Source organism: Porphyrobacter sp. ULC335 (assembly GCF_025917005.1).
Lineage (GTDB): Bacteria > Pseudomonadota > Alphaproteobacteria > Sphingomonadales > Sphingomonadaceae > Erythrobacter.
The window spans coordinates 863887-885684 of record NZ_CP078091.1; the positions used below are offsets into that span (position 1 = coordinate 863887).

The following is a 21798-nucleotide window of genomic DNA, read 5'->3' on the forward strand; positions in this document are numbered from 1 at the left end:
CCAAGAGAACAGATAAATCGTATAAATAAGCTTTAATGACTCATCCTGTGGGTCTGCGTCAAGCCGTCACCATTCCGCGAAAGAGCCGTCGACGTGTCGCCAGAGCGGATTTCGCCAGCGGTGTGGCTGTTCGGCTGCGGCGCGCACCTTGGCTTCGTCAATCTCGATGCCGAGGCCTGCGCCGTCAGGGATGGGCAGGTGACCATCGACCGGTGTGAGAGCCGCAGGATTGAGCACGAAGCTCAACAGGTCGTGCCCCTCGTTGTAATGGATGCCGAGCGACATCTCCTGAAGCACCACGTTGGGCGCACAGGCTGCCAGTTGCAGGCACGCGGCCAGCGCCAGTGGCCCCAGCGGGCAATGCGGCGCTATGGCGATATCGTAGGCCTCGGCCATCGCCGCAATCCGGCGGCATTCGCTCAGGCCTCCTGCGTGGCTGAGGTCAGGCTGGATCACATCGACCGCGCCGCTCGTCAGCAGGGCCTTGAAGTCCCAGCGCGAGTAAAGCCGCTCACCCATGGCGATCGGAATGCTGGTCAGCGCGGCGATCTGTCCCAGTCCTTCGGCGTTCTCCGAGAGCAAAGGCTCCTCGATGAACAGCAGTCCCAACGGCTCGAGTACGCGCGCAAGCTGCTTTGCCATCGGGCGGTGCAATCGCCCGTGGAAATCGAGCGCTACGTCCATCCCTTCGGACTGGGCTGCCCTGACGCGGGCGATCACCTCGTCAAACCGGGGCGCAGCGAGGAATTGCGCTTCGGCGGTCGCATTCATCTTCACGGCCGAAAAGCCCTGCGCGCGGCGGGCGGCTGCAGCAGCGGCAATGTCGTTAGGACGGTCGCCGCCGATCCAGGCGTAAGCGCGTACCCGATCGCGTACCCGGCCGCCGAGCATTTCGTGCGCCGGAATCCCGTAGTGACGCCCTTTCCAGTCCCACAGCGCCTGATCGAGCCCGGCGAGTGCAGACATCAGCACCGGACCACCACGGTAGAAGCCGCCGCGGTAGCAGACCTGCCAGATGTCCTCGATGCGGCGCGGATCGGCACCGATCACGCGGTCGCGGATTGCCTCGAAGGCGCCCGCCACCGCTTCGCCATGGCCTTCCAGGCTTGCCTCGCCCCAGCCGAAGCTGCCGTCACTGGTCTCCACCCGCACAAACAACCACCGCGGCGGGACCAGGAAGGTTTCGATACGGGCAATCTTCATGTCGGACATCACCGTTGGCATTTGAGCGCATCATATTTATATGATAATTGAAGGGTGGCAAGTGATCATCACAAGGCCGCCGAGGAGACTTCCTGTGATCGGGCACGAGCGCTTCATCGCCGTCGACTGGGGCACGACCAATCGCCGCGCATGGCGCATGGGCCCCGATGGCGCGGTAGAAGATGTGTTCGAGGATGACGCGGGCGTCGCTGCGCTGCCCTCTGGCGCGTATCCTTCGGAGGTTGAAAAGCTACGCCAACGGCTTGGCGATCTGCCGATGCTGCTAGGCGGAATGGTCGGGTCCAACCGCGGGTGGCGTGACGTTCCCTACGTTGCTTGCCCGGCAGCTGTGGCCGATATCGCGCCAGCGATTGTCTGGATGGACGAGCGGACCGGCATCGTTCCGGGGGTATGCCAGAACCGCGCCGACGCACCGGAGGTGATGCGCGGCGAGGAAGTGCAGATCATCGGTGCAATGGCCGCCGGGGGGCTCCCTGCAGACGGGCTGGTATGTCTGCCCGGCACCCACGCCAAGTGGGTATGCCTTGCCGGTGGCCGGATCGAGAGCTTTGCCACCTGGATGACCGGTGAGGTGTTCGCGCTGCTCGGGCGCCATTCGATCCTGGCCCCGCAGATTGCAGGCAAGGCGCAATCCGGCAGCGGTTTCGCAGCGGGCGTGGCGCAGGCCCAATCGGGAGACCCGCTTGGCAGGCTGTTCCGCCTTCGCGCCGGAGCATTGCTGGGAACGCCGATTGCCGACGGGCCCAGCTATGCCAGCGGCTTGCTGATCGGCGCCGAGGTGCGGGCCGCCCTTGCATCCCGGCAGGGGGATACGCCCTATCTCATCGGTCGCCCCGACCTCTGCGACCTTTATGCCGCTGCGATCGCGCAGGTTCAGGACCGGCCGTTCGACGCGCACCGCCAGATCGATGGCGGACTGGCCTTTCGCGAAGGAATTCGGGCAGTGCTCAAGGAATTGGCATGACGAACCACGACAAATTCACGCGCTATCTGGCCCAGTGTCCCTTGGTGGCCATTCTGCGCGGAGTCACTCCTGCGGAGGTTGAGGGGGTGGGCGGCGCATTGGTTGAAGCCGGCTTCCGGATCATCGAAGTTCCGCTCAATTCGCCCGAGCCGCTTGAGAGCATCGCCCTCCTTGCCCGCCGCTTTGGCGATGATGCCATGATCGGCGCAGGCACAGTCATCGATCCGGTGGACGTCACCCGGGTGGCCGATGCAGGCGGCCAGCTGGTGGTTTCCCCGGGGACCGATCCTGACGTCATCCGCGCGACCCGGGTGGCAGCCATGGTCTCCGCGCCCGGGTTTTTCACCCCGAGCGAAGCCTTTACGGCAATCCGCGCCGGGGCGCAGGCGCTCAAGCTATTTCCGGCCGAAGCCGCTTCGCCTGAGGTGGTTCGGGCGCTGCGGGCCGTGTTGCCGGACGATATTCCTCTGATCGTTGTCGGCGGCATCTCGCCAGAGAAGATCCCGGCCTACCGCAGCGCAGGTGCTGACGGGTTCGGTCTGGGTGGTGCCATTTACAAACCGGGCCTGTCCGTCGCCGACGTCGCGGCGCGGGCGCGGGCTTTCGTGGCCGCGTTGCGCGAGGCGCAGGCATGACGGTTCGCATGGCCATCATCGGGTACGGCAAGATCGCCCGCACCGAACACGCGCCGGCCATTGCGCGCCACCCCGCGTTCGAGCTGGCCGCAGTGGTCGCCCCCAACGGCGCACCTGACAGCGAGGTGCCGGTATTCCCGACATTGACCGAATTGCTTGACGCCATGCCGGACGGGATCGACGCGGTGAGCCTGTGCACCCCGCCGCGCGTACGCCATGCCATTGCGGTCGAGGCGATCGAGGCTGGGCTTGGCGTCATGCTGGAAAAACCGCCGGCTGCGACGCTTAGCGAGCTTGAGGATCTGGAAGCACGCGCGCGCCGGAACGGGACCACGCTCTATGCGGCATGGCATTCACAGCATGCGCCAGCGGTCAAACCTGCGGCGATGCTGTTGCACAGCGAGGTCATCAGCCGCCTTGCCATCGACTGGCGCGAGGACGTGCGCAAGTGGCATCCGGGTCAGGACTGGATATGGGAACCCGACGGGTTTGGCGTGCTGGATACCGGCATCAATGCTCTCTCTATTGTCAGCGCCATTCTGCCGAGACCGCTGTTTGTCGATGAGGCCGAATTTTTCATCCCTGCGAATCGGCAGGCCCCGATCGCGGCGCACCTGCGGTTTCGCGGATCGGATCATGCCGCACGCTTCGATTGGCGCGAACAGAGCAACGAGGCGTGGAACATCAGCGTGGACACAGCGAGCGGGCGGCGGTTGTCACTGCAGGGAGGTGGCGCACGTCTGATTGTCGACGGGGAGGAGCAGATCCTCGGGCCCTTTGCCGAATATGCCTCGATCTACGCCCGCTTTGCCGATTGCATGGCGGCAAACGTGGTGGACGTCGACAGCCAGCCCCTGCGGATCCTCGCCGATGCGGCACTGATCGCGCGCAGAACAACGACAGCCCCTTACATCTGACCCTTTCGATTGCACCCCATGATGATATCTGCGAACTCTGACGGAACACGAGAAAGGGGCATCTCGCGCATGACCAAAATGGAAGCCGTAGGTTCGGGTCGCAACCTCACCTACGGGCTGCTCGAAGCGGTGGGTAAAGCCATCGTGGTCGGGCGCTACAACAACAGTCCGTTCCCGACCGAAGCCGATCTGGCCAAGGAATACGCTGTAAGCCGGTCCGTCACGCGGGAAGCCGTCAAAATGTTGACCGCCAAGGGCCTGCTGATCGCGCGCCCTCGCAAAGGGACCAGCGTCCAGCCGCCCCGTTCGTGGAATCTGTTCGATCCGGACGTGCTGCGCTGGATGCTGGAGCGCAAATTCTCGCTCGACCTGCTCCGCCAGTTCAACGAGCTGCGCATCGCAATCGAGCCCATGGCGGCGGCTCTGGCGGCGCGGGCGGCAGATGCGCAAGGGATTGCGGCGGTCGAGGAAGGCTACAATCGCATGGTCGCAGCCGAAGCAGGCGACGACGATCCTCTGGAAGCCGACATCGCATTCCACATCGCCATTCTGGAGGCGTCCGCCAACCCCTTCTACGCCCAGTTCCGCGATGTCGTCACGACCGCGCTGCGCACGTCGATCCGCTTCACCAACCGCTTCAAGGGACGGACCGCCAGCCTGCCGCAACACCGCGCCGTGCTGACTGCCATCGAAGCACGTGATCCCGAACAGGCGCGCGCGGCGATGCTCGTCCTGATCGAGGACGTGATGGCGCTGATTGCTGACGCTGAACGCGCCGCCTGAGCGCCGCTCACATCATCTGCGCGTAAAGCCGGTTTACCCGCCGCTCGGCATCCTTGAGTGCGGTCTCGACCGGTTTTGTGCCGGTGATCGCCGCTTCCAGCTCTTCGCCGATCAGGCCCTGCACCGCGCTTTGGCGTTCGACATAGCCGGGCAGCTGCTTGCCCGTGCGGGCGAGGGCGGCGATGTCCTCACGGTGCGGCAGGGCGCGGAATGCGGCGCGATCCAGCACTGCGGCAAAGGCCGGAAGCTGCCCGGTGCGTGACCAGTCATAACTGTAACGTGACAGGAAGGCGAGGAACCGCGCCATCGCCGCCCGCTCGGCAGCGCTGCGTTCCGCCGCAGGGACGACCCAGGCATGCCCGTCGACAAAGGGCGCCGCTGTGCCCCATAACTGCGGGAAGGGGGCCACGGCATAGTGACCCTTCAGCGGGGAGCCATCACGGGCCGCCTCGGCATCATAAGGCCCGAGCATCCACGTGCCGACCGGAAAGATCCCGCCCTTGCCTTGCGTGAAGGCGGCAGTCGCAGCGGGGAAGTCCTGATCGGTGGTGGTGAGGCCTTCTGCATTGAGTTGCCGCATCAGGGTGACAATCGCGCGCGCCTCAGGGGTGTCGAGGCGGATGTGGCGATCATCGGGGTAGATCGGCGCGTCCTGCGCGAGCAGGTAGGTGTACAGGAAGGCGACCGTAAAATCGGGGGCGCTCACCTGCGCTTGAATGAGGTAGGGCTTGCCGGTCCGCTCCTTGAACTGGCGGGCATGGGCCAGCAATTCTTCAGGTGAGGCGGGAAGCACCGGCTTGCCATCGTGCATCAGCCCGGCCTGTGCCATCAGTTCGGTGTTGATGTGGAACAGGCGGCCGATGGTATCCCACGGCATACCATAGAGGCGCCCTTCCTTTTCCACTCCCGCCCGCGCCGCCGGGGTGAAGCCGGTCGGATCGATCTTCGCTTGCGCCAGCAGCGGCTCGACCGGCTCGATCAGTCCGCGGCTCGAATAGTCCGAAATCACCGACTGGTGCATGGTGACAAGGTCGGGCGGATCGCCTGCCGCCATTTGCGCGGCCAGCTGCGGATAGCCCGGCCATGCAACGACGTTGACCTTCAAGCGGATGTCCGGGTTCTCGGCCTCGAAACGGTTGATCAGCGTGGTGAGGATGCCACATTCCGTTTCGGCCTGCGCCACCTCGGTACTGTTGCCATAGACCGCACCGCACTCGCCGAAGAAGCGCTGGACCACGATCGTCGGGCGGTCATCGGGCGCGGAGCATCCTGCGAGGAGAACCGTCAGCGCCAGAGCAGCAAAGCACCTCATCGCACTGCCGTCCCCGCCATGGCGCTCACGATCTGTTTCTGGAACGCGATGTAGACGACGAGGATCGGGATCGAGGCGAACACCGCCTGCGCCATCAGGAACCCCAGCCCGCTGGTCTGCGCATAGTTCATCTGCGCCGAGGCCAGCCCAACGGTGAGCGTGAAATAATCACTCGTCGTCGCCGAGATCAGCGGCCACCAGTAATCGTTCCACGAGGCGAGGAAGGTGAATACGCCCAGCGTCGCCTGCGCGGGAATGGTGAGCGGCAGCAGTACTTTCCAGAACAGCGTGAACCGGCTCGCGCCGTCGAGCAGCGCGGCTTCGTCAAGCTCGGGCGGGATGGCGCGGAAATACTGCGTCATGAAGAACACGCCGAACGATCCGGTAAGGCTCGGCAGGATCAGCCCGGGGTAGGAATTGTGCAGGCCGAGCCACGCGAATAGCTGGTGGCGCGGAAGGATCACGGCTTGCTCCGGCACAGCGAGCCCCAGCAGCACCATCACGAAGAGCGTGCGGCGGAAAGGGAATTCAAGCCGCGCGAAACCGTATCCGGCGAGGCTAGAGAGAACCAGCACGCCGATGGTTGCTCCGGTTGAAACGATCAGGCTGTTGACCAGCCAGCGCGTCGTCAACGATCCGGCGAAGATCGCCTGGTAGTTCTCGAGCGTCCATGGCGGGGCGAAGGCTGATCCGCTGTTGGCCATCAGCGCCGCGTTGCTCTTGAAGGACAGGAGCAGCGTCCACAGCATCGGCATCAGCATGATTGCGGCGCCGATCAGCAGCAGGGCCGTGACCAGCGGCGACAGGCGGTTCTGGCTCATGCGCGCTTGCCTTCATGGCGAGTGACGAGCCAGTATTGCAGCAGCGTCACGAGCAGGATCATGCCGAACAAGAGCTCGGCGATGGCGGTTGCGTAGCCCAGCTCCCAGCGCCCGAAGGACACCTCGAAGATGTAGAGTACGATGGTGCGCGACGCCCCGCCCGGCCCGCCGCCGGTGAGCAATTGCGCCTGCCCGAAGATCTGCAACTGCGCGGCGGTCTGGAGCATCACGACCAGCAGAAGCGTGCGCCGGATCGATGGCAGCGTGATGCGGCGGAACACCGTCCAGCGGCTCGCCCCGTCGAGCGCGGCGGCCTCGTAGATGTCGCCCGGCACCTGCTGCAAGCCGGCGAGAAACAGCATGATCGGAAAGCCGAGCGACCACCACAGCGTCGCCATCGCCAGCGCGGGGATCACCAGATCGGGATCGCTGAGGAATGGGATCGGCGGTTGTCCGGCAGCTTGCAGGCCCACTGCCACCAGCCCCGCATCAGGCGTCAGGATGAAGCGCCAGATCAGCGTCACGATCGTCACCGAGAGTACCAGCGAAGAGAAAAACACCCCGCGCAGCACAGCGGCAAGCCGTGTCGAGCGGTTTAGCGCCAAGGCCAACATCAGCGCGATCGCCGTCAGCGGCGGGACGATCAGCAGGGTCAGGGTCAACGTGTTCCAGAACGCCTGATGCAGCACCGGATCGCTCAGCGCCTGCGCATAATTGGCCAGCCCGATCCACTCGCGCCGTCCGAACAGGTCCGCGTTGTTGAAGCTGATGATGATCCCCATCAGCAGCGGCACGACGAGGATCGCGGCGTAGACCAGCAGGAACGGCCCGACGAAGGCATAGCCAACCAGCCCGTCACGCCGGGCGCGGTTCACGCGCTTGCCTCGGGGTGGTGGGCGGTGCCGTCCGCGGCAAAGACATGCGCCGCTGCGCCATTGATGGTGAGCATCACCGCATCGGCGGGGCGCACCGGGCTAAAGCCGGGGGCGCAGGCGATGATCTCGATCCCCTCTGCAAGACGGGTGTAGATGAAGGTGCGGTCGCCAAGGCGTTCAACCAATTCGACCGTGGCGGGAATTCCGCCATTGCCGGGCTCAGCGAGGCTGACGTGCTCGGGGCGCAGGCCGAGTTCGGCGCGCGTTCCCGGAGGCAACCCGTCAGCGCGAACGGCGGTAAGCACCTCGGCTCCGCCCGGCAGGCGCACCCGCACGCGGTCTCCTCCGCCCTCAACCACCTCCACCGGAAGCATCGCCATCGCAGGCGAGCCTACGAACCGCGCGACGAAGGCGTTGGCGGGGCGTGCATAGACTTCCGCCGGGGTGCCGACCTGTTGGATTTGCCGGTCATTGATCACAACAATCCGGTCCGCGAGCGTCATCGCTTCGGCCTGATCGTGCGTCACCATGATCAGCGCCGCATCCACCCGGCTGCGCAGCTGCGCCAGCTCCACCCGCGTCCGGTTACGCAGCGCGGCATCGAGGTTCGACAGCGGTTCGTCGAGCAGGAACAGTCGCGGTTGCTTGACGATCGCCCGCCCGATCGCGACCCGCTGGCGCTGCCCGCCCGACATCTGCCCAGGCTTCTTGTCCAGCTGCCCCGCAATCTCGAGGATGTCCGCGGCCTGCGCGATCCGCCGGGTGATCTCGTCGCGCGGCACCTTCGCATTGACCAGCCCGAAGGCCATGTTTTCGCGCACGGTCATATGCGGGTAGAGCGCGTAGTGCTGGAACACCATTGCGATCCCGCGTGCACCCGGCGCCAGCCCGTCGATCCGCGCGCCATCAAGCCGAACTTCGCCCGCGTCGAGGCTTTCCAGCCCGGCAATGATCCGCAGCAAGGTTGATTTGCCGCTGCCCGACGGGCCGAGGAAAGCGATGAACTCGCGCGGCGCAATGGTCAGCGAGACTCCATCGAGCACCCTGGTGTCGCCGTAGGACTTGCAGACCTCGATCAGCTCCAGACCGGACAAGGACATCCCCCTCAACAGTTTACGACTTATATATCGTATTTATCATACTTAATGCATAAAGCCTTGCGGGTCAACGCAGCCCGCACATCAATAGACCGGCGCAAGCAGGCCTTCGATAACATGGTGTTGAACAACCGGCTCGATCCGATCAACCACTCGGGCCGGCAAGTGATCGCGCACCTGCGGCGGCAGGCTGGCCAGATAGGCCGCGGTCGCCTGAAGATCGTGATGTGCGCCGTTGGTCGCATCCGGCGCATCCACACCGATCACCAGCACCGGGCGCGGCTCGTCCGAACGATTGGCGGTGCCGCGATGCACCGTCAGGGCCGAACGCGCGGAGATGTCGCCGCGCTTGGGCAGCTTCTTCACCGCCCGCGCTTCGTAGCGCGGCCACAGCGCTTGCGGCGGGAACATCCCGCGCGGGCAGCCTGCGAAATCATCCCACTGCGTGCCCGGCGCTATCTCGAATGGCCCGTGCTCCGGCCTTGTGTCGATGGTGGTGAGGTTGAAGGCGAGCGAGTTCAGCCGCCGTCCTGTTGTGGTCGCCTCCGGCACGGCAAAATCGCGGTGCCAGGGCTGATCGGCGGCGCCGGGGAAGGGGATGTCGAAGCCGACCTCGATGATGCGGTATTCGTGGCCCAGCACAGCTTCGCACACCGCCACAAACCACGGGTGCGCGGCGATGGCGGAAAAGCCGGAAACCCGCTCGGGCTGGATTTCGATATACCAGCGCTCCGGCCCGCGCGGCAGCGCGCCGCCGGGCACGTCGCGCATCTCGGCGAATATCGCCATGATTTCCGCATGAAGCGTGTCGGCAAAGCACGGATCGAAGGCTCCGGGCAGGCTGATGATACCCTCGCCATACAGGCCGCCCATGATATCCCCGGCATCATAGCAGCCAGGAGCGTCGAAAGCGCTTGCCATTGCCTGTCCCTTATTTATCTTACAAATAACATTTATCACCGGACTCCGGCCTTGGCGAGGGGCCAATCGAGAGAGGCATATGCACAGCACCACCACCCCCACCATCCCGACTTTCGAAGTCGATGCGGTTGCAGAAGGCATTGCCACGCGCTTTACCGTGCAACTGGGTGATCAGAGCCATTCCTATCGGCTGCCGACCGGCCAGCATAATCACTACGCGGTGTTCTTCAGCGAACTGGCGCGCGATTTCGGCACGCGCCCGCCGACTGGTCACAAGCCGGTGTCGATCGATGGCCCCGAACCGGACTGGCGTCCGCTGATCCTTGATAACCTCAGCCCGCGCACGACGGCGGGCTATGGCGATCCTGCCGTGCTCAAGACCGACGAGGGTTATTTCCTTGTCGCCACCTCAAATGATGCGCCCGATGCTTTCCCGATCCTGCATTCCGACGATCTGGAAAGCTGGACCCATCGCGGCTTCGTGTTTCCCGAAGGCGAGGCGCCCGAATGGACCGCGCATGGCCGCACGGTGGGCGATTACTGGGCCCCGGAAATGGCCAAGTGCGGCGACGAGTACTGGCTGGTCTACACCGCGCGCCAACGCTCCAACGCGCTTGCCATCGGTCTGGCGAAGGCGCCCCATCCGACAGGTCCTTGGACCGATATCGGCCATCCGCTAGTCAGCGGCTTTGCGATCAACACCACCAATTATCCCGATGATCCCAGCCAGCCGATGCTGAGCGGCGGGGTGATCGATTCGCACATCTTCATCGACGCCAATGGCGAACGCTATCTGTTCTGGAAGCGCGACACCAACGGGGTCTGGCCGCGCCCGCTCGCCGGGTTGCTGCGGCGACGCCCGGAACTGGTCGACCGCCTGTTCGATCGCAAGGAAGACCGGCTGATCGCCCGTTTCGCGGCGGCCGTCCAGCCGTGGGCCAACACCCGACGCCCAATGGAACGCTTCTTCCTGATGCAGCCGATGATCGAAGCCGTGCTGGACCACTGGGAGCAGGTGAAATCGGTTCTGGGCGAAGTCGATGAAGCCGCCTTCATCGTCGATGCCATGAGCACACCCATTCACGCCCAGCGGTTGGACGAGGACGGCAATCTGATTGGCACCGACACAATCGTGCTGACCAATGACCAGCAATGGGAAGGGCACCTTATCGAAGGCCCGTGGGTGACGTTGCAGGAAGGGCGGTACTGGCTGTTCTATGCGGGCAATGATTTCGGCACGCCGGCCTATGGCATCGGCGTTGCGGTCGCCGACCACCCGCTCGGCCCCTATGTGAAGCAGGATGGGCCGCTGCTGAAGTCGGTCAAGTCGTGGTGGGCGCCCGGCCATGCCTCCGTCGCACCGGGGCTGGACGATCAGCCGCAACTGTTCTTCCATGCGTTTTTCCCGGGAACCGGGGGCTACAACGCGTTCCGCGCGCTGCTGACGACCCGGCTGGAGTTTGCGCGGGACAAGGTGACGATTTCATAGTCCGGTGATGACCAGGACGGGGGCGCAGATGGCGCATCCTTGCCTCACCGCAAGCACCTGATCGCTATGGTCGTGTCATGTACCAGTTCAAGAGTGCGCTGGCATAGCTCCTGACGCTTGATACGCTGCTTCCCGCGATGCGAGTGTCCGTTCTCAGTCTGCTGATGGCCTTTGCCGTGCTTGTTGCCATGCTGATCGGCGAACAGGTCAAGGGATGCGTCGTCGTCCGGCCGCTGGTGGATGACGTGCATTACGCCATCAAGCACTACCGCGCGCGCGATCTGCCTTGGTACCTGCATGATCCTGAAAGCCTCGATATTCCCGATCCTGACACAGGCATCCGGCCGCTCATGACGGCGCTGATCTGGGAGAAGCACAAGCATTTCAGAAAACTGCTCAGCTCCGGCGCGGATCCGGATTTGACCGATCAGGTGGGGAACACGGCGCTGCACATTGCCGCGCAGATCAACGAGCCGGGCCTTGTTCTCGAACTACTAGAGGCTGGCGCGGATCCGCTGATCCGGAACCAGCAGCAGCAAACCTTCCAGCCCTATCTGTTCATGGCCGATGAGAAGGTCCTGTCCGCTCGCACGCGCAAGGACAGGGCGGCCGTCCTTGCCTGGCTGGTCAAGAATGAAATCCCACTGGAGCTTTCACCAAAGCGATAGCGGCAGCTAGGGGGATCTCACCGAGAGCCTTGCGCACCAGTGTGCTGCTCCAGCGGGCTGACGATCAAGGTACAACACCGGGCAGGGGGGACGAAATGTCGATGATAAGAGCTGGTGCCTTTGTCATGCTTTTGAGCGCAGGGCTTTGCGCATGTTCTGCGGACTCCGGCGTTGACGTGCGGGCGGAGGTGGAGCGTCGCATTGCGCCTGACATGGATGCTGCGCAAGCCATCAGCTCCTTGGAGCAGGCGGGCTTCATTTGTGTCGAAGAGCCGGGGTCACGCGGCGAGGTTCCGGACATTCGATGCAGTCGCTCGCGATCCCATCGGCTCATCGCGACCTGCGTTCAGCACGTCATTCTGCAGCGGCGCCCGGATTCGGCGGGGAGGTTGGCCGTCACCGTCCCGGAGCCCTTCTGCACTGGTCTATAAGCGATGCGGCGCGGCCGCCCGCCAGAGGCATGACGGCCGCAGTGTCGGGTCAGCGGTCTAACTCGAGATCGACCATAGGCGTCTCGCGCCCCTGCCCGTCGAGGACCCAGGTCAGGCGCTTTGAGTCGCCGTCAGCATCCTCTGTCCCATTGGTGGAGTTTATCCGGGCTGTGGTTGTCACGATGAAAGTTCCGCGCGCCAGATCGCCGAACTGCGCAGCCATGGCTTTGCGTTCATCACTGTCGGCGTCGGGATTTGACCCATTCAAAAGGCTGCGAAGCTGCGGAGACGCAAACCCGCCGCCGCGGACCTTTACGGTGTTGCCTTCCGCTCTCGCGATGTGGACAATCGGCATTGCCATCTGCGCTTGCGGTATCAGCGGAAATGCAAAGTCGCGGTCCAGTTGGCCGCGCATCTCGTACTCGACGTAAAATCTGCCGGGCCCTACGTATTGGACTTTCTTCCAGCCTGGGTGCCGTTCCAATTCTTTGGCAAGAGCGCGATTGGATTCCGGGCTGATTGGGTTGAATCCGACCAGCTCCGAGATGTACTTCCCCGCTTCTTCACTTTCCCCATTCTGGGCATCGAACCTTGCTTTTTCTTCGGCTGTTTCAGCGTCTGTGCAAGGCCGGGCGTCCATGCCGTCTCCGCTATCATCGTAGCAGCGCGCCATAGCATCGTCCCAATCTTGAAGCCGTTCTTCGGGCATCAGAAACACCAGTTCTCCGGTGTAGCTGAAGAAAAAGCTGCCATCCTTGGCGATGTCGAGTTTCGAATTGAACCGTCCGGGCAGAAAGAAGCATCCGGAAAGTGCGATGCAGAGCACGCACAGCACAGCGATCCTTTTCGCATGGTTCGCTAATACCTTATGCATCATCGCCGTGCTCCTTCTGGTTCAATACTGTCTCTGGGCGCCTCATCGGGCGCGCACTTCCAGCCGATAGGTCGTGATGTAGTCATGGCTGCCCCGGCACGGGTAGATGCTGGCAAAGTGGACCAGCCTGAACTTGCCTGCGTCCCACACAAACTCCGATGTCTCACCGCAGTCCGACAAGACCCTGCCTCTCCCGAAGCTGAGCAGGCGGCCCTCCTTCTGGTTCCATTCGAGATCGGGCAGTTCGGGAGGGTTCTCCATGCGGTTGCCAGGGTATGGCCAGAATTCCGCAGCGCTCGCGTTCCCGCCTTCGTCGATCACGAAGGGCATCCTGAAGGGATTATATCCGCCACATGTCGTCGGGAGGATCAGCAGCGTGTAGGCTGCATCGAGACGGAAATACTCGGGTGCGTCGACCGGCGGTTCCTGCGCGTAGGGCTGGCAGGGATCCAGCGCGCGCAACGGCGCAAGCCTGGCGTCATCAAGGGTAACGGGCGCTTGCTGCGGTGGAGGATCGACGAAGACAATCGGGCGCGGCGGCATCGGCGGGACGATTTTGTAATCCCAGGCCTTTTCGCCGGGCGCTGCCAGCGACGCCTGCGTGCCGGTGCGATATTGCTGATGGTCGATATAGGCCGCAGCGTCGAGCCACCCGCGCAGCGAGGCAGACGCGATCTCCTCCCCCGCGTCATCAACCAGAGCGACATTCGACGCCTTGCGCGCATGGCGCACGAACAATTCCGACCCGGCTGAGTCAAGGACGATCAGCCCGTTCCCGCTGGAGACCTTGAGGTCAATGATCCGGCCATCGATGGAGATTCCGCTGATCCGGGAAATCGCCTCCCTATCCGACTCGCCGACCACGGCGAGGCGAATTTCGGGCGTGGTGCCCGGCGCGGGTGATGTCTTGATCGATACGGAGAGATTGCCATCGCCAACCGGCTGATCTTCGCCCTCGCTATAGCGTTCCTCGGGGAAGGACGTCGCATGACAGCCTCTGGAATTGTCGCAGCCTACCACCCAGTCCGTAAACTCGTGCAGATCCCCTACGACGAAGGGAGCATGGGCAAGAACCGACAGGAGGCCCGCGGCAATCTTCACATCACATTACCTTCACAAAACCCGGCCGAGCATGATGACGGACCAAGGCGATCGGGACCGGATCGGCGCCTCATGATCAAGTTGCAGGTCGGGCGAGATGATCTTGGGGGATTCGACGCCCGACCTGCGCTCCCGGGCCTTTCGGCACCGGTAAGCGCCGGCAATCTAGCTGCTGGCGATCCGGACACTACAGCGCGCGATGAACCGGTGCATATGAAATGCGCCGGCGATCGCGTCTCCCTGCCGCGATCTTCCATCTGCCGGCGGACATGGATAGTTGGCCGGTCACCAAGCCTGGCGCGGATACGCGGAACCGGCGGGAGCGCGGTCTTCGAAGACGAACTGGTGAGCGGCCCAGCAATTCGTCACAAGAGTTATTGCGGCATTACGGGCCTTTCGCGTGGCCTAGAGCCTCATTAGGCCGGTTGACAGTTCGGTCGTCAGGCAAGCAGCGACCCATGCCGTTTCAGTCTGAGAAAATAGGCCGCGAATGCTGCCACGAAAAGCGCATCGCCGACGATGACGACCAAGGCAAAATCGGAAGTCCAGCCCTGTTGATACATGGAGAGAAGGTTGAGCGCGAAAAGCGCCTTTCCCAGCCCGCCCATCATCACAATCCCGGTATGTCGCGCTGGATTCCACGCGGCGATCAGAAAGCCGATGCCGTAGAGAAATGCGGTCCCCCAAGCACCGCGATAGACAGCAATCATAATGGGGTCGGCAAGTTCGCGGCCGAATTCACGCAGAAACATGCCTTCGGCATCTGATAGGCCCGGGATTGCCCCGGCGAGATTCCAGAGAGCCGAAATCACAAACAAGATACGGAACATCCGGACGTCGCGATGCGGCAGAGAGTTGATCAGCATATCATCTCCGGCCTCTGTTCCGGCGGGATGTCTCATTGAACGCGCACCCAGATTTCGTCCCGGCACAGAATGCCCCAGCAACCAGTCACCCGCAGCCTGTCCTGCGATAGTGACATGAGCGAACTTTTGAAGGTCTGACCGGTTTCCGGGTTGTATACGCGCCCTCCCTTCCAGCCCCGTCCGGAAGGTTTTAGACCCCACAATATCGGCACCCCGATCAGCGGCCTTGAACGAAGGGCTGCGTCAGGATTGCGAAGATCCTTCGTCACCCCCTTGGCTTTCGATGGGTCAACCCAGGCGAGGAATGCGCATGGAGAACGATCAGGGCAGGTGCTGATATCGACCAACGCACCATGCATTTGTGTTCGCCAACGGCCATTGGGGTTCGAAGTTTCCGGACCGCCACTCATCGCCGCAGAGGCGACGATCAGCAACCCTGCTGCCCATTTGTACATACCACCATCCTTTTAGGGATAACGCGTTATATTTAATTCGGTGGGTTGTCAATTCGATGGTAAGCCGCTCTGAACGGTAAGATGGCGGAGAAGGACAACAAGGTGGGCCGAAAGGCCGGGACCCGAGGTCGGCCGGCGCGTTCTGCGCAGCATGTGGCGGAGATGCGGGCACGCATTGCCGAGCAGGCACAAATTCTGTTCCTGTCGGAGGGTTATGGAGCGATATCGATGCGCCGTATCGCCTCAGCCACCGGTTGCACGGTCATGACGCTGTATCGATATTATGATCGCAAGATCGACATCCTGCGCCACTTGTGGAAGATGGTTTTTGAGACGCTTTTTGACGAATTGGAGCAAGTCGCCGCGACCTATTCCGATCCCAGGCAAAGACTTGAGGCGATAGCGCTTGGCTATGTTCGCTACTGGCTCGAGAACCGTGACATCTATTTCATGGTTTTCATGTCAAGCAATGTTGAACAATCTGACGTCAGCGTCTTTGTCCAAGATGACGCCATAATCGGCCGATTTATGATTTTTCAGCGTAGCCTTGCGCAGGCGACATCAAATACCTCGGATAGCGATCTTGCCATCAGTTCCGAGCTGCTGCTTTGCATGCTCAACGGTATTGCGCACAACCTTATAACAATCAGCGCTTTTCCCTGGTCGAGCCCACAAGTACTGGTCCGCACTGCCATCGACAGCCTGCTGGGCACGCTCCGCCCCACTGCTGCTTGATCGCGCGGCGGCGGATTGCGCGGGGTGTATTCTGCAAGCGCTTGATGAGAGGATAATGGCGGCCGGCCAATTAATTGGCTGTCGTCCGGTTCCGAACGTCGCGCTTGCCCCCCAACCTGTCAGATTGCAGCCGGCGCCCAACATAGGCCTGTATGGTCAGCTCCTCCCTCAATGGGAAAGCGCAGCAACTGTGCATGGTCACCAGCGCCGCGCTGGCCAAGCAAAAGAGCAGGTCGGGCAGGTTACCGAGAGAGGGAGGCGCCCGACCTGCACTGACAGGCTTCACTGCCTGACCAGCCTGCGCCACTTACGAGTGAATTCGTATAAGCGCGCGGAGCCTGATGCACCGGTGCAGATTCCGGGTTGGGTGTACCTCTCTTGGCAGAAATGATCTCAGAGGTAGCATCGTCAGAACCCCGTTCCGTCTTCTGCGAGCTGCCAGCACGTGGCGGTGCGTTCGAAGATCAACCAGCCGGGCGGCCCGTAAAGCCCGGCCGCTTGATCAACTTCGTCGGCATCCTCGCTCGGATCATGGCTGGTCCGGCGCCAATCGAGCCGGTAGCCGCCATCGGGAAGTGCCGTGAATTCGGCCCTCACTTTTTGGGCGAATGACCCATCATTCAACACATAACTGTAATCCAGCGAACGGATCGGAACCGGCCGGTACTGGTGAGCAGGAACCGATGTGGCCTTCGCCGGCGTGACAATCCTGATCCGCGGCGCAAGGTACCGCCGCTCAATGAACTCGGAGGACATGAAAGCCTCGAGAAAAAGCCCGAACTCGCCGGATTGGCAGGCACCCTCGGCCTGACTGAGCCAGCCGTCGTCAGCGATGCTGGCGGGATCGGCCACGGCGGAGGGCGGTGGACACCGAAGCAGCACCTCGGCGGCATCAGCGCCCGCTCTTCGTATTTCGATGTGACTGCGATCCAGCGAGATATCGAGAAACACCCGGATTACGCCCTCTTCGGCGGACTGCGCCGTGACCAGCACCGCCGGATGATCGCTGTAACCTTCGACCTTGAGCAGCCTGTCAAAACCGATTGCGCTGGCTGACACAGTCACCTGCCGCCCCCGATCAGACGTGGCGTAACAATTCGCGGAGCGATCAGCCCAGGTGCCGTGATACTCCGGCGGTATCGTGGGATAGTCGAAGGCGGTAAGGCTGCCTTTCATCGCCGGGTCTTCGAACTGCACAGCGCTTTGTGCCAGCGACACCGGGGGCGAAGCCCAAAGAACAGCTATGCTGACGAGAAGGGCAGTCGGCGCGAGCCTTGCGATGCAGTCAATCAATCGAGCCTCCATCCCGGCGGCGCTTATCAGTGGCCTGCCCGGCGACTAGACTTTGGCCAGATATCCGGGGTTGGCAGGCACCTTGCGAAGCCACTCGATCCGCTTGCGGACTGTGGTGACCAGGCAGTCATCGTAAATGAGATCGGCGGCGGTTCCGCCCTTGGTCCCGGAATTGTCGACTTTGAGCTGGCAATCATTGTCCCGGCGCCAGATCCAGACCCGCTGGGAATTGACCAGCCGGGTGCGAAGATCCTGCGTTTTCAGCTGCTTCATCACAGATTTGTAGGTGACATTGAGTTCGCGATCGAGGCGCTTGTATTCGGCGTGAAGGCACGCCCTCATCTCGGACGTAACGCCCCCGCTTGCTTTCATGCATTTCGAAAAGACCGGGGACTCCGCGCTCTCCCGCGCTTCGGCGCGGCTAGCTGCGCTGCCAAGGCTTATCAGCAGCACGGCCGCCGCGGCTGCCACGAGCGACAGAGCTTTGCGCGGCTGGCCGGACTTCCGTGACGGAGGATTCGTGATGGATGCGAAAGCCTGCATAGCTGCTTTATCGGCCGCCCGCTTAAAACAAGCCAGCGCATGGAATGCACCGGTTCATTTTAGCATTTCGATCGCAGCCACAAACCGCCTTATGTCCTGCAGGCTGACGGCATTTTCCGCGTGCCGGATGCGGACGGCATGACGTTGCTGTCCCCGATCATCACGGCTGGGGGCGGCCTGCCTCGCCACCCGAATGCTGCAAACCGGGAATGGAGACCGATGAGTATACTGCCCGTTCCAGCGCGCCGTTCGCTGCCATCATGAGGCCGTTCCTGAAGTCGATCCTGACGCCCGCCATCGCAGTCGGAGTTTTCGCGTGCCAGGGCGCGCCCGTCGTTGCGGAGCATGACGGCGCGAGCAGCGCGGGGGCTGTCGCCGAGCCTGCCGCTAACAGCGATGGTGCCGATCGTGTTCGCGCCGATGAACAAGCGGCGCCCGCGCTGAGTGAAAGCGACGCCTTGATCCTCGGCATGGCCGAGGGCGCTTGCCTTGATGGTGACTACAGGGCCTTCATTCAGGCATTCAGCCGCTCTGCGGCGGTGCGGGAGCGGCATACAGCGGCGGGTGTGACCGTCGGGCAAGTCGGTAACACGCGCAGGACTCTGCGCCAGCGCTATCTGGCGTTGGATCAATACCCGATTGCGATGCTCGATTACCTGTTTGTCACTGCTGAATCAGCAAAGGCGTTCGAGACCGGAGACGGGTCGCCCGATGACCGTCGCTATGTGCAGGTGAAGATCAGCCAAGCGAGCAACAACCATATCCGGGTCGATTGGCTGCCTGGCATTTTCGAAAAGGACCTGACCCCCAGGCCACCCGATCTGGAGGAAGGGCTGGGCGATCTGGTGCAGGAAACAGGCTCGGGCGGGAGGTTGCTTTTCACTCCGACTGATACCTGCTGGGAACTTGCCGAAGACGTCGCAAATCCACCGCTCGAGCTGTGAGGCCCGCTTTCGCGGCCTTTGCGATCGCCGATCACGCCGCGGTCGTTGTCCGTTTCGCCCAGGTGCTCTCCCGGGCGCCGCGAGGGCGCTGCAAAAAGCTCTGCTGATCGCGCTGCGCGGCCAGCTCGCGTGAACCTGCTGCATGGCGGGTCAGCCCGTCAATGTGCACTTGGGGGCACCCCGAAAAATGAACCAGTACGTCTCCAATATATCTGTTAAATCAGCTTTGAAGATATAGCCGACGGCCCGAGGCCAATTCATGAGCCTTGGTAACAAACTTGTTATAAAACATAATCAAGTCCAGGAGGCCGTGTGTCTGTTTATATCAATGATCTGGTCGAAGAATCGTTGAATCATCGTGCCGTTAATCACCCCTATTTGAAAGCCTTGGCGGATGGGGAACTGCCTGACACCGAATGGGCATTGGCGGATTTTGCCAACCACTATTACGGATATTCCCTGCATTTTCCCCGTTACTTGACAACAGTGATTTCAAAGCTGGAAATCGCAGAGCACCGCAACAGCCTGCTGGAGAATCTCACCGAAGAATCCGGCTTTTATGGTGACGACGAATATGCGGAACTCGCGGCCATCGGTGTCGAGAGGGAGTGGATCGAAGGCGTTCCTCACCCGCAATTGTTCAAGCGTTTTCGCGAGGCCACTGGCGTTACGGCGCCCTACTCGCCGGACAAGGAAGCCATTGAACTGGTCTGCTGGCGCGAATCTTTCCTGACCACGTTGACCCATGGCTCTGCCGCCGAAGCGCTCGGTGCGCTCGGCCTCGGCACAGAGAACATCGTGAGCACCATCTACATTCCCTTTGTGAAGGCGCTGTCCAGAACAAACCTCAGCCCGCGCGATACGGTTTTCTTCCCGTTGCACACGGCGGTTGATGATCATCATCAAGAAGCGCTTGAGGAAATTTCATTGCATTTTGCAGCCACGCCAGCAGGCAAAGGCGATCTGCGCCGCGGGATGATCAAGGCATTGTCGCTGCGTTCGTCCTTCTGGGACTGGATGTACGAACGCGCTCTGACGCGCGCCGATGCGTCCGCAATGATGCTCGCTTCCTGATGCACGCCGCGTCAACAAGCGGCGCTTGCTCAATTCAAGGCATTTCGAAATGACACCGGGATTATGGAATATCGTCCGTAACATAGAAGCCCGTCAGCCCTTGGCTGACGGTGCTCCTATTGATGATTATCACGCCGATCTCATCAACAATCATCGCGAAATCTATCGGAATCGCAATGAGAAGCTGGGCATCGATTTCTCAGTCGACGTACTGGATTTTCCAGCAACCCAGGCATTCGATGCCCGGGTGGTGCGTATTGCACCGGGGTGCAACAATGAACTGCACAAGCACGCGCATGAATCGCTTTTCTACGTGATCAGCGGCGAGGCAGAGGTGCGGATCGGCGAGGCAAAGATGGGCCTGAAGCCCGGCGGACTCGCTTTCGTGCCGCGCTGGGTCTTTCACCAGTCGAAGAACATGTCCCAGACCGACGAGTTGATAATTCTCGCCATCACGGACTTCGGCCTGACCAAGGCAGTGCTGGGTGATTATGACAAGCGGACAAGGCTTGCGGCAAATGGCGCGGATGCCGTGAACGCGAACGAGTGAGGCGATCGCACTCGGGCTCGATGGCCGAGGCAATCTGCCGGGCCGGGTCACCGCTTTCCTACGTCCTGAAACGTCAGATGAGGTGACGCCATCGCCGCAGACTGCGCCGTGCGGCAAAGTCAGGCGGGCGTCATCTCATCGGGCAGCTTCACTTGCGCGAAGCTTCAGCTGCGGGAAGCAGATCGAGCAAGCCATGGGTAAAGCCTCGCGGCGCGACGGAGAGATGATCCTCTCCGTCCAGAACTTCGTCGTTTAACTCAAGTCCCGGATATTGGCGCGCCCGCAGCATGGCGGAGAAGGCTGCATTGTCAGCCACCATATCCACCTCCTGCATATATCGCCGGTCACCCTTGCGCAGTGCCTCGAACTCTCCGACGTACATGAAAACCTTCGCCTTGAGGTTCGGGCGTCCATCAAGCAGGGCCGGTGCCTGTTTGAGCAGGTAGCCCTTGTCGAACCACAATGACGGGCTGCCCAGCAGATAGCGACTGAACATATCGGGGCGGGTCAGAAGGATCTGGGCCCCCAACAGGCCCCCATAGGAGTGGCCGACAAAAACCCGGCGATCCGGCATCGTCCGGTAGCGCTGCTCAACAAACGGGAACACAGCACGCTGGATATAATCCCGATACTTCAGGGACTCGCCATGCAGGGCATCGGCTGGGGCCTCGCTCGGGCCTCTCGGGGTGGGTGTGTAATCGCGTCGGCGGCTGGCAATCGGATCTTCGCCGGTGCCGTAAGACAGGCCCACCAGGATGAATTCCTCCACCCGAGGCCCGGCATTGTTCATGCGCCGACCGATTGAGCGCAGCATGGCGAAACCGTAGTCGGCATCAGTGACATAGACGACCGGGTAGCGCTTCTGAGGGTTGTCGGCATAGGATGCGGGCAGGCTGACAAAGAGCTGGTAGGGTATATTGCGCGCCTGATCAGGCAGATCATGGACCTCGGTACCGGTCAGCTCATACGCCATCCCTTCGCCACGCTGCGCGGGAGTATCCGAACGCTGCTGGGAAGCGACAGCACCCGTGATGGCTGCCAGACAAAGTGCTGCCGCCGCGCCGACAATCAATTTCTTCGACAAGCTCTTTCGCCCTTATGGAAGTGTGATTTGTGCCGCTTACGGAGGTTGTTCCGGGCAGCAAGCCATACCGCACGAGCCGTGCATGACCGCGGATGAGAGGCGGACTGGCCAGCTCTCCTTCGCGGTGTTTCGCCTGTGGCTC

Annotated in this window: 23 protein-coding genes; 10 read left to right on the top strand and 13 right to left on the bottom strand. The window is 62.2% G+C overall.

Features of this window, described 5'->3' with window-relative positions; translation table 11 throughout:
• Nucleotides 1–66 precede the first annotated feature (66 nt).
• Nucleotides 67–1203 (bottom strand): galactonate dehydratase, encoded by a 1137-nt coding sequence (gene dgoD, locus KVF90_RS04240; protein ID WP_413677041.1) that lies wholly within the window; start codon nt 1201–1203, stop codon nt 67–69.
• Nucleotides 1204–1297: 94 nt separating this feature from the next.
• Between dgoD and KVF90_RS04245 the strand changes: the two genes are divergently transcribed.
• The 4 genes from KVF90_RS04245 (at nt 1298) to KVF90_RS04260 (ending at nt 4523) form a co-directional block, all read left to right on the top strand.
• On the top strand, nt 1298–2188 hold the full coding sequence (locus KVF90_RS04245; RefSeq protein WP_264393607.1) for a 2-dehydro-3-deoxygalactonokinase: 891 nt from the start codon (nt 1298–1300) through the stop codon (nt 2186–2188).
• Entirely contained in the window at nt 2185–2823 is a 639-nt protein-coding gene (locus tag KVF90_RS04250; protein WP_264393608.1) for a 2-dehydro-3-deoxy-6-phosphogalactonate aldolase, read from the top strand. Before KVF90_RS04245 ends, KVF90_RS04250 begins: the two co-directional genes overlap by 4 nt.
• Nucleotides 2820–3740: a Gfo/Idh/MocA family protein gene (locus KVF90_RS04255; RefSeq protein ID WP_264393609.1), complete on the top strand. Its 921-nt coding sequence runs from the start codon at nt 2820–2822 to the stop codon at nt 3738–3740. The genes KVF90_RS04250 and KVF90_RS04255 overlap by 4 nt, the downstream gene beginning before the upstream one ends.
• Before the next feature lie 69 nt (nt 3741–3809).
• On the top strand, nt 3810–4523 hold the full coding sequence (locus KVF90_RS04260) for a FadR/GntR family transcriptional regulator (protein WP_264393610.1): 714 nt from the start codon (nt 3810–3812) through the stop codon (nt 4521–4523).
• 7 nt (nt 4524–4530) lie between these two features.
• On the opposite strand, the gene KVF90_RS04265 is transcribed toward KVF90_RS04260, so the two are convergent.
• From KVF90_RS04265 to KVF90_RS04285, 5 genes are all read right to left on the bottom strand, one after another.
• Nucleotides 4531–5835, bottom strand: a complete 1305-nt coding sequence (locus tag KVF90_RS04265; RefSeq protein WP_264393611.1) for an ABC transporter substrate-binding protein — start codon at nt 5833–5835, stop codon at nt 4531–4533.
• Nucleotides 5832–6656 (bottom strand): carbohydrate ABC transporter permease, encoded by an 825-nt coding sequence (locus tag KVF90_RS04270; RefSeq protein WP_264393612.1) that lies wholly within the window; start codon nt 6654–6656, stop codon nt 5832–5834. The genes KVF90_RS04265 and KVF90_RS04270 overlap by 4 nt, the downstream gene beginning before the upstream one ends.
• Entirely contained in the window at nt 6653–7531 is an 879-nt protein-coding gene (locus tag KVF90_RS04275; RefSeq protein WP_264393613.1) for a carbohydrate ABC transporter permease, read from the bottom strand. Before KVF90_RS04275 ends, KVF90_RS04270 begins: the two co-directional genes overlap by 4 nt.
• Nucleotides 7528–8625 carry an ABC transporter ATP-binding protein gene (locus KVF90_RS04280; protein ID WP_264393614.1) on the bottom strand — a complete coding sequence of 366 codons (1098 nt, stop codon included), beginning with the start codon at nt 8623–8625 and terminating at the stop codon, nt 7528–7530. The genes KVF90_RS04275 and KVF90_RS04280 overlap by 4 nt, the downstream gene beginning before the upstream one ends.
• Before the next feature lie 87 nt (nt 8626–8712).
• A complete protein-coding gene (locus KVF90_RS04285; RefSeq protein ID WP_264393615.1) occupies nt 8713–9549 on the bottom strand; it encodes a phytanoyl-CoA dioxygenase family protein in 837 nt (278 codons plus the stop codon).
• Nucleotides 9550–9628: 79 nt separating this feature from the next.
• Here KVF90_RS04285 and KVF90_RS04290 point away from each other — a divergent pair, with 79 nt between their 5' ends.
• Both KVF90_RS04290 and KVF90_RS04295 read left to right on the top strand, forming a co-directional pair.
• A complete protein-coding gene (locus KVF90_RS04290) occupies nt 9629–11038 on the top strand; it encodes a family 43 glycosylhydrolase (protein WP_264393616.1) in 1410 nt (469 codons plus the stop codon).
• A 164-nt stretch (nt 11039–11202) separates the two neighbouring features.
• Nucleotides 11203–11706, top strand: a complete 504-nt coding sequence (locus tag KVF90_RS04295; protein ID WP_264393617.1) for an ankyrin repeat domain-containing protein — start codon at nt 11203–11205, stop codon at nt 11704–11706.
• A gap of 480 nt (nt 11707–12186) precedes the next feature.
• Here KVF90_RS04295 and KVF90_RS04300 read toward each other — a convergent pair whose 3' ends face one another.
• The 4 genes from KVF90_RS04300 to KVF90_RS04315 form a co-directional block, all read right to left on the bottom strand.
• Nucleotides 12187–13014: a hypothetical protein gene (locus KVF90_RS04300; protein WP_264393618.1), complete on the bottom strand. Its 828-nt coding sequence runs from the start codon at nt 13012–13014 to the stop codon at nt 12187–12189.
• A 39-nt stretch (nt 13015–13053) separates the two neighbouring features.
• Nucleotides 13054–14112, bottom strand: a complete 1059-nt coding sequence (locus KVF90_RS04305) for a DUF1176 domain-containing protein (RefSeq protein WP_264393619.1) — start codon at nt 14110–14112, stop codon at nt 13054–13056.
• A gap of 440 nt (nt 14113–14552) precedes the next feature.
• The gene (locus KVF90_RS04310) at nt 14553–14978 is read right to left on the bottom strand and encodes a hypothetical protein (protein ID WP_264393620.1); all 426 of its coding nucleotides are present in this window, start codon (nt 14976–14978) and stop codon (nt 14553–14555) included.
• 32 nt (nt 14979–15010) lie between these two features.
• Nucleotides 15011–15433 (bottom strand): DUF2147 domain-containing protein, encoded by a 423-nt coding sequence (locus KVF90_RS04315; protein ID WP_264393621.1) that lies wholly within the window; start codon nt 15431–15433, stop codon nt 15011–15013.
• Nucleotides 15434–15514: 81 nt separating this feature from the next.
• Here KVF90_RS04315 and KVF90_RS04320 point away from each other — a divergent pair, with 81 nt between their 5' ends.
• Nucleotides 15515–16168 (top strand): TetR/AcrR family transcriptional regulator, encoded by a 654-nt coding sequence (locus tag KVF90_RS04320; RefSeq protein ID WP_264393622.1) that lies wholly within the window; start codon nt 15515–15517, stop codon nt 16166–16168.
• A gap of 408 nt (nt 16169–16576) precedes the next feature.
• Here KVF90_RS04320 and KVF90_RS04325 read toward each other — a convergent pair whose 3' ends face one another.
• Nucleotides 16577–17461: a hypothetical protein gene (locus KVF90_RS04325; RefSeq protein ID WP_264393623.1), complete on the bottom strand. Its 885-nt coding sequence runs from the start codon at nt 17459–17461 to the stop codon at nt 16577–16579.
• A gap of 45 nt (nt 17462–17506) precedes the next feature.
• Nucleotides 17507–18004 (bottom strand): lysozyme inhibitor LprI family protein, encoded by a 498-nt coding sequence (locus tag KVF90_RS04330; protein WP_264393624.1) that lies wholly within the window; start codon nt 18002–18004, stop codon nt 17507–17509.
• Nucleotides 18005–18213: 209 nt separating this feature from the next.
• On the opposite strand from KVF90_RS04330, the gene KVF90_RS04335 reads away from it, so the two are divergent.
• The 3 genes from KVF90_RS04335 (at nt 18214) to KVF90_RS04345 (ending at nt 20572) form a co-directional block, all read left to right on the top strand.
• Nucleotides 18214–18948 carry a hypothetical protein gene (locus KVF90_RS04335; RefSeq protein ID WP_264393625.1) on the top strand — a complete coding sequence of 245 codons (735 nt, stop codon included), beginning with the start codon at nt 18214–18216 and terminating at the stop codon, nt 18946–18948.
• A 312-nt stretch (nt 18949–19260) separates the two neighbouring features.
• Nucleotides 19261–20022, top strand: coding sequence for a TenA family transcriptional regulator (locus tag KVF90_RS04340; RefSeq protein ID WP_264393626.1), 762 nt, complete (start codon nt 19261–19263; stop codon nt 20020–20022).
• A 100-nt stretch (nt 20023–20122) separates the two neighbouring features.
• Nucleotides 20123–20572: a cupin domain-containing protein gene (locus KVF90_RS04345; protein ID WP_264393627.1), complete on the top strand. Its 450-nt coding sequence runs from the start codon at nt 20123–20125 to the stop codon at nt 20570–20572.
• A gap of 148 nt (nt 20573–20720) precedes the next feature.
• Here KVF90_RS04345 and KVF90_RS04350 read toward each other — a convergent pair whose 3' ends face one another.
• Nucleotides 20721–21656: an alpha/beta hydrolase gene (locus KVF90_RS04350; RefSeq protein ID WP_264393628.1), complete on the bottom strand. Its 936-nt coding sequence runs from the start codon at nt 21654–21656 to the stop codon at nt 20721–20723.
• Nucleotides 21657–21798 lie beyond the last annotated feature (142 nt).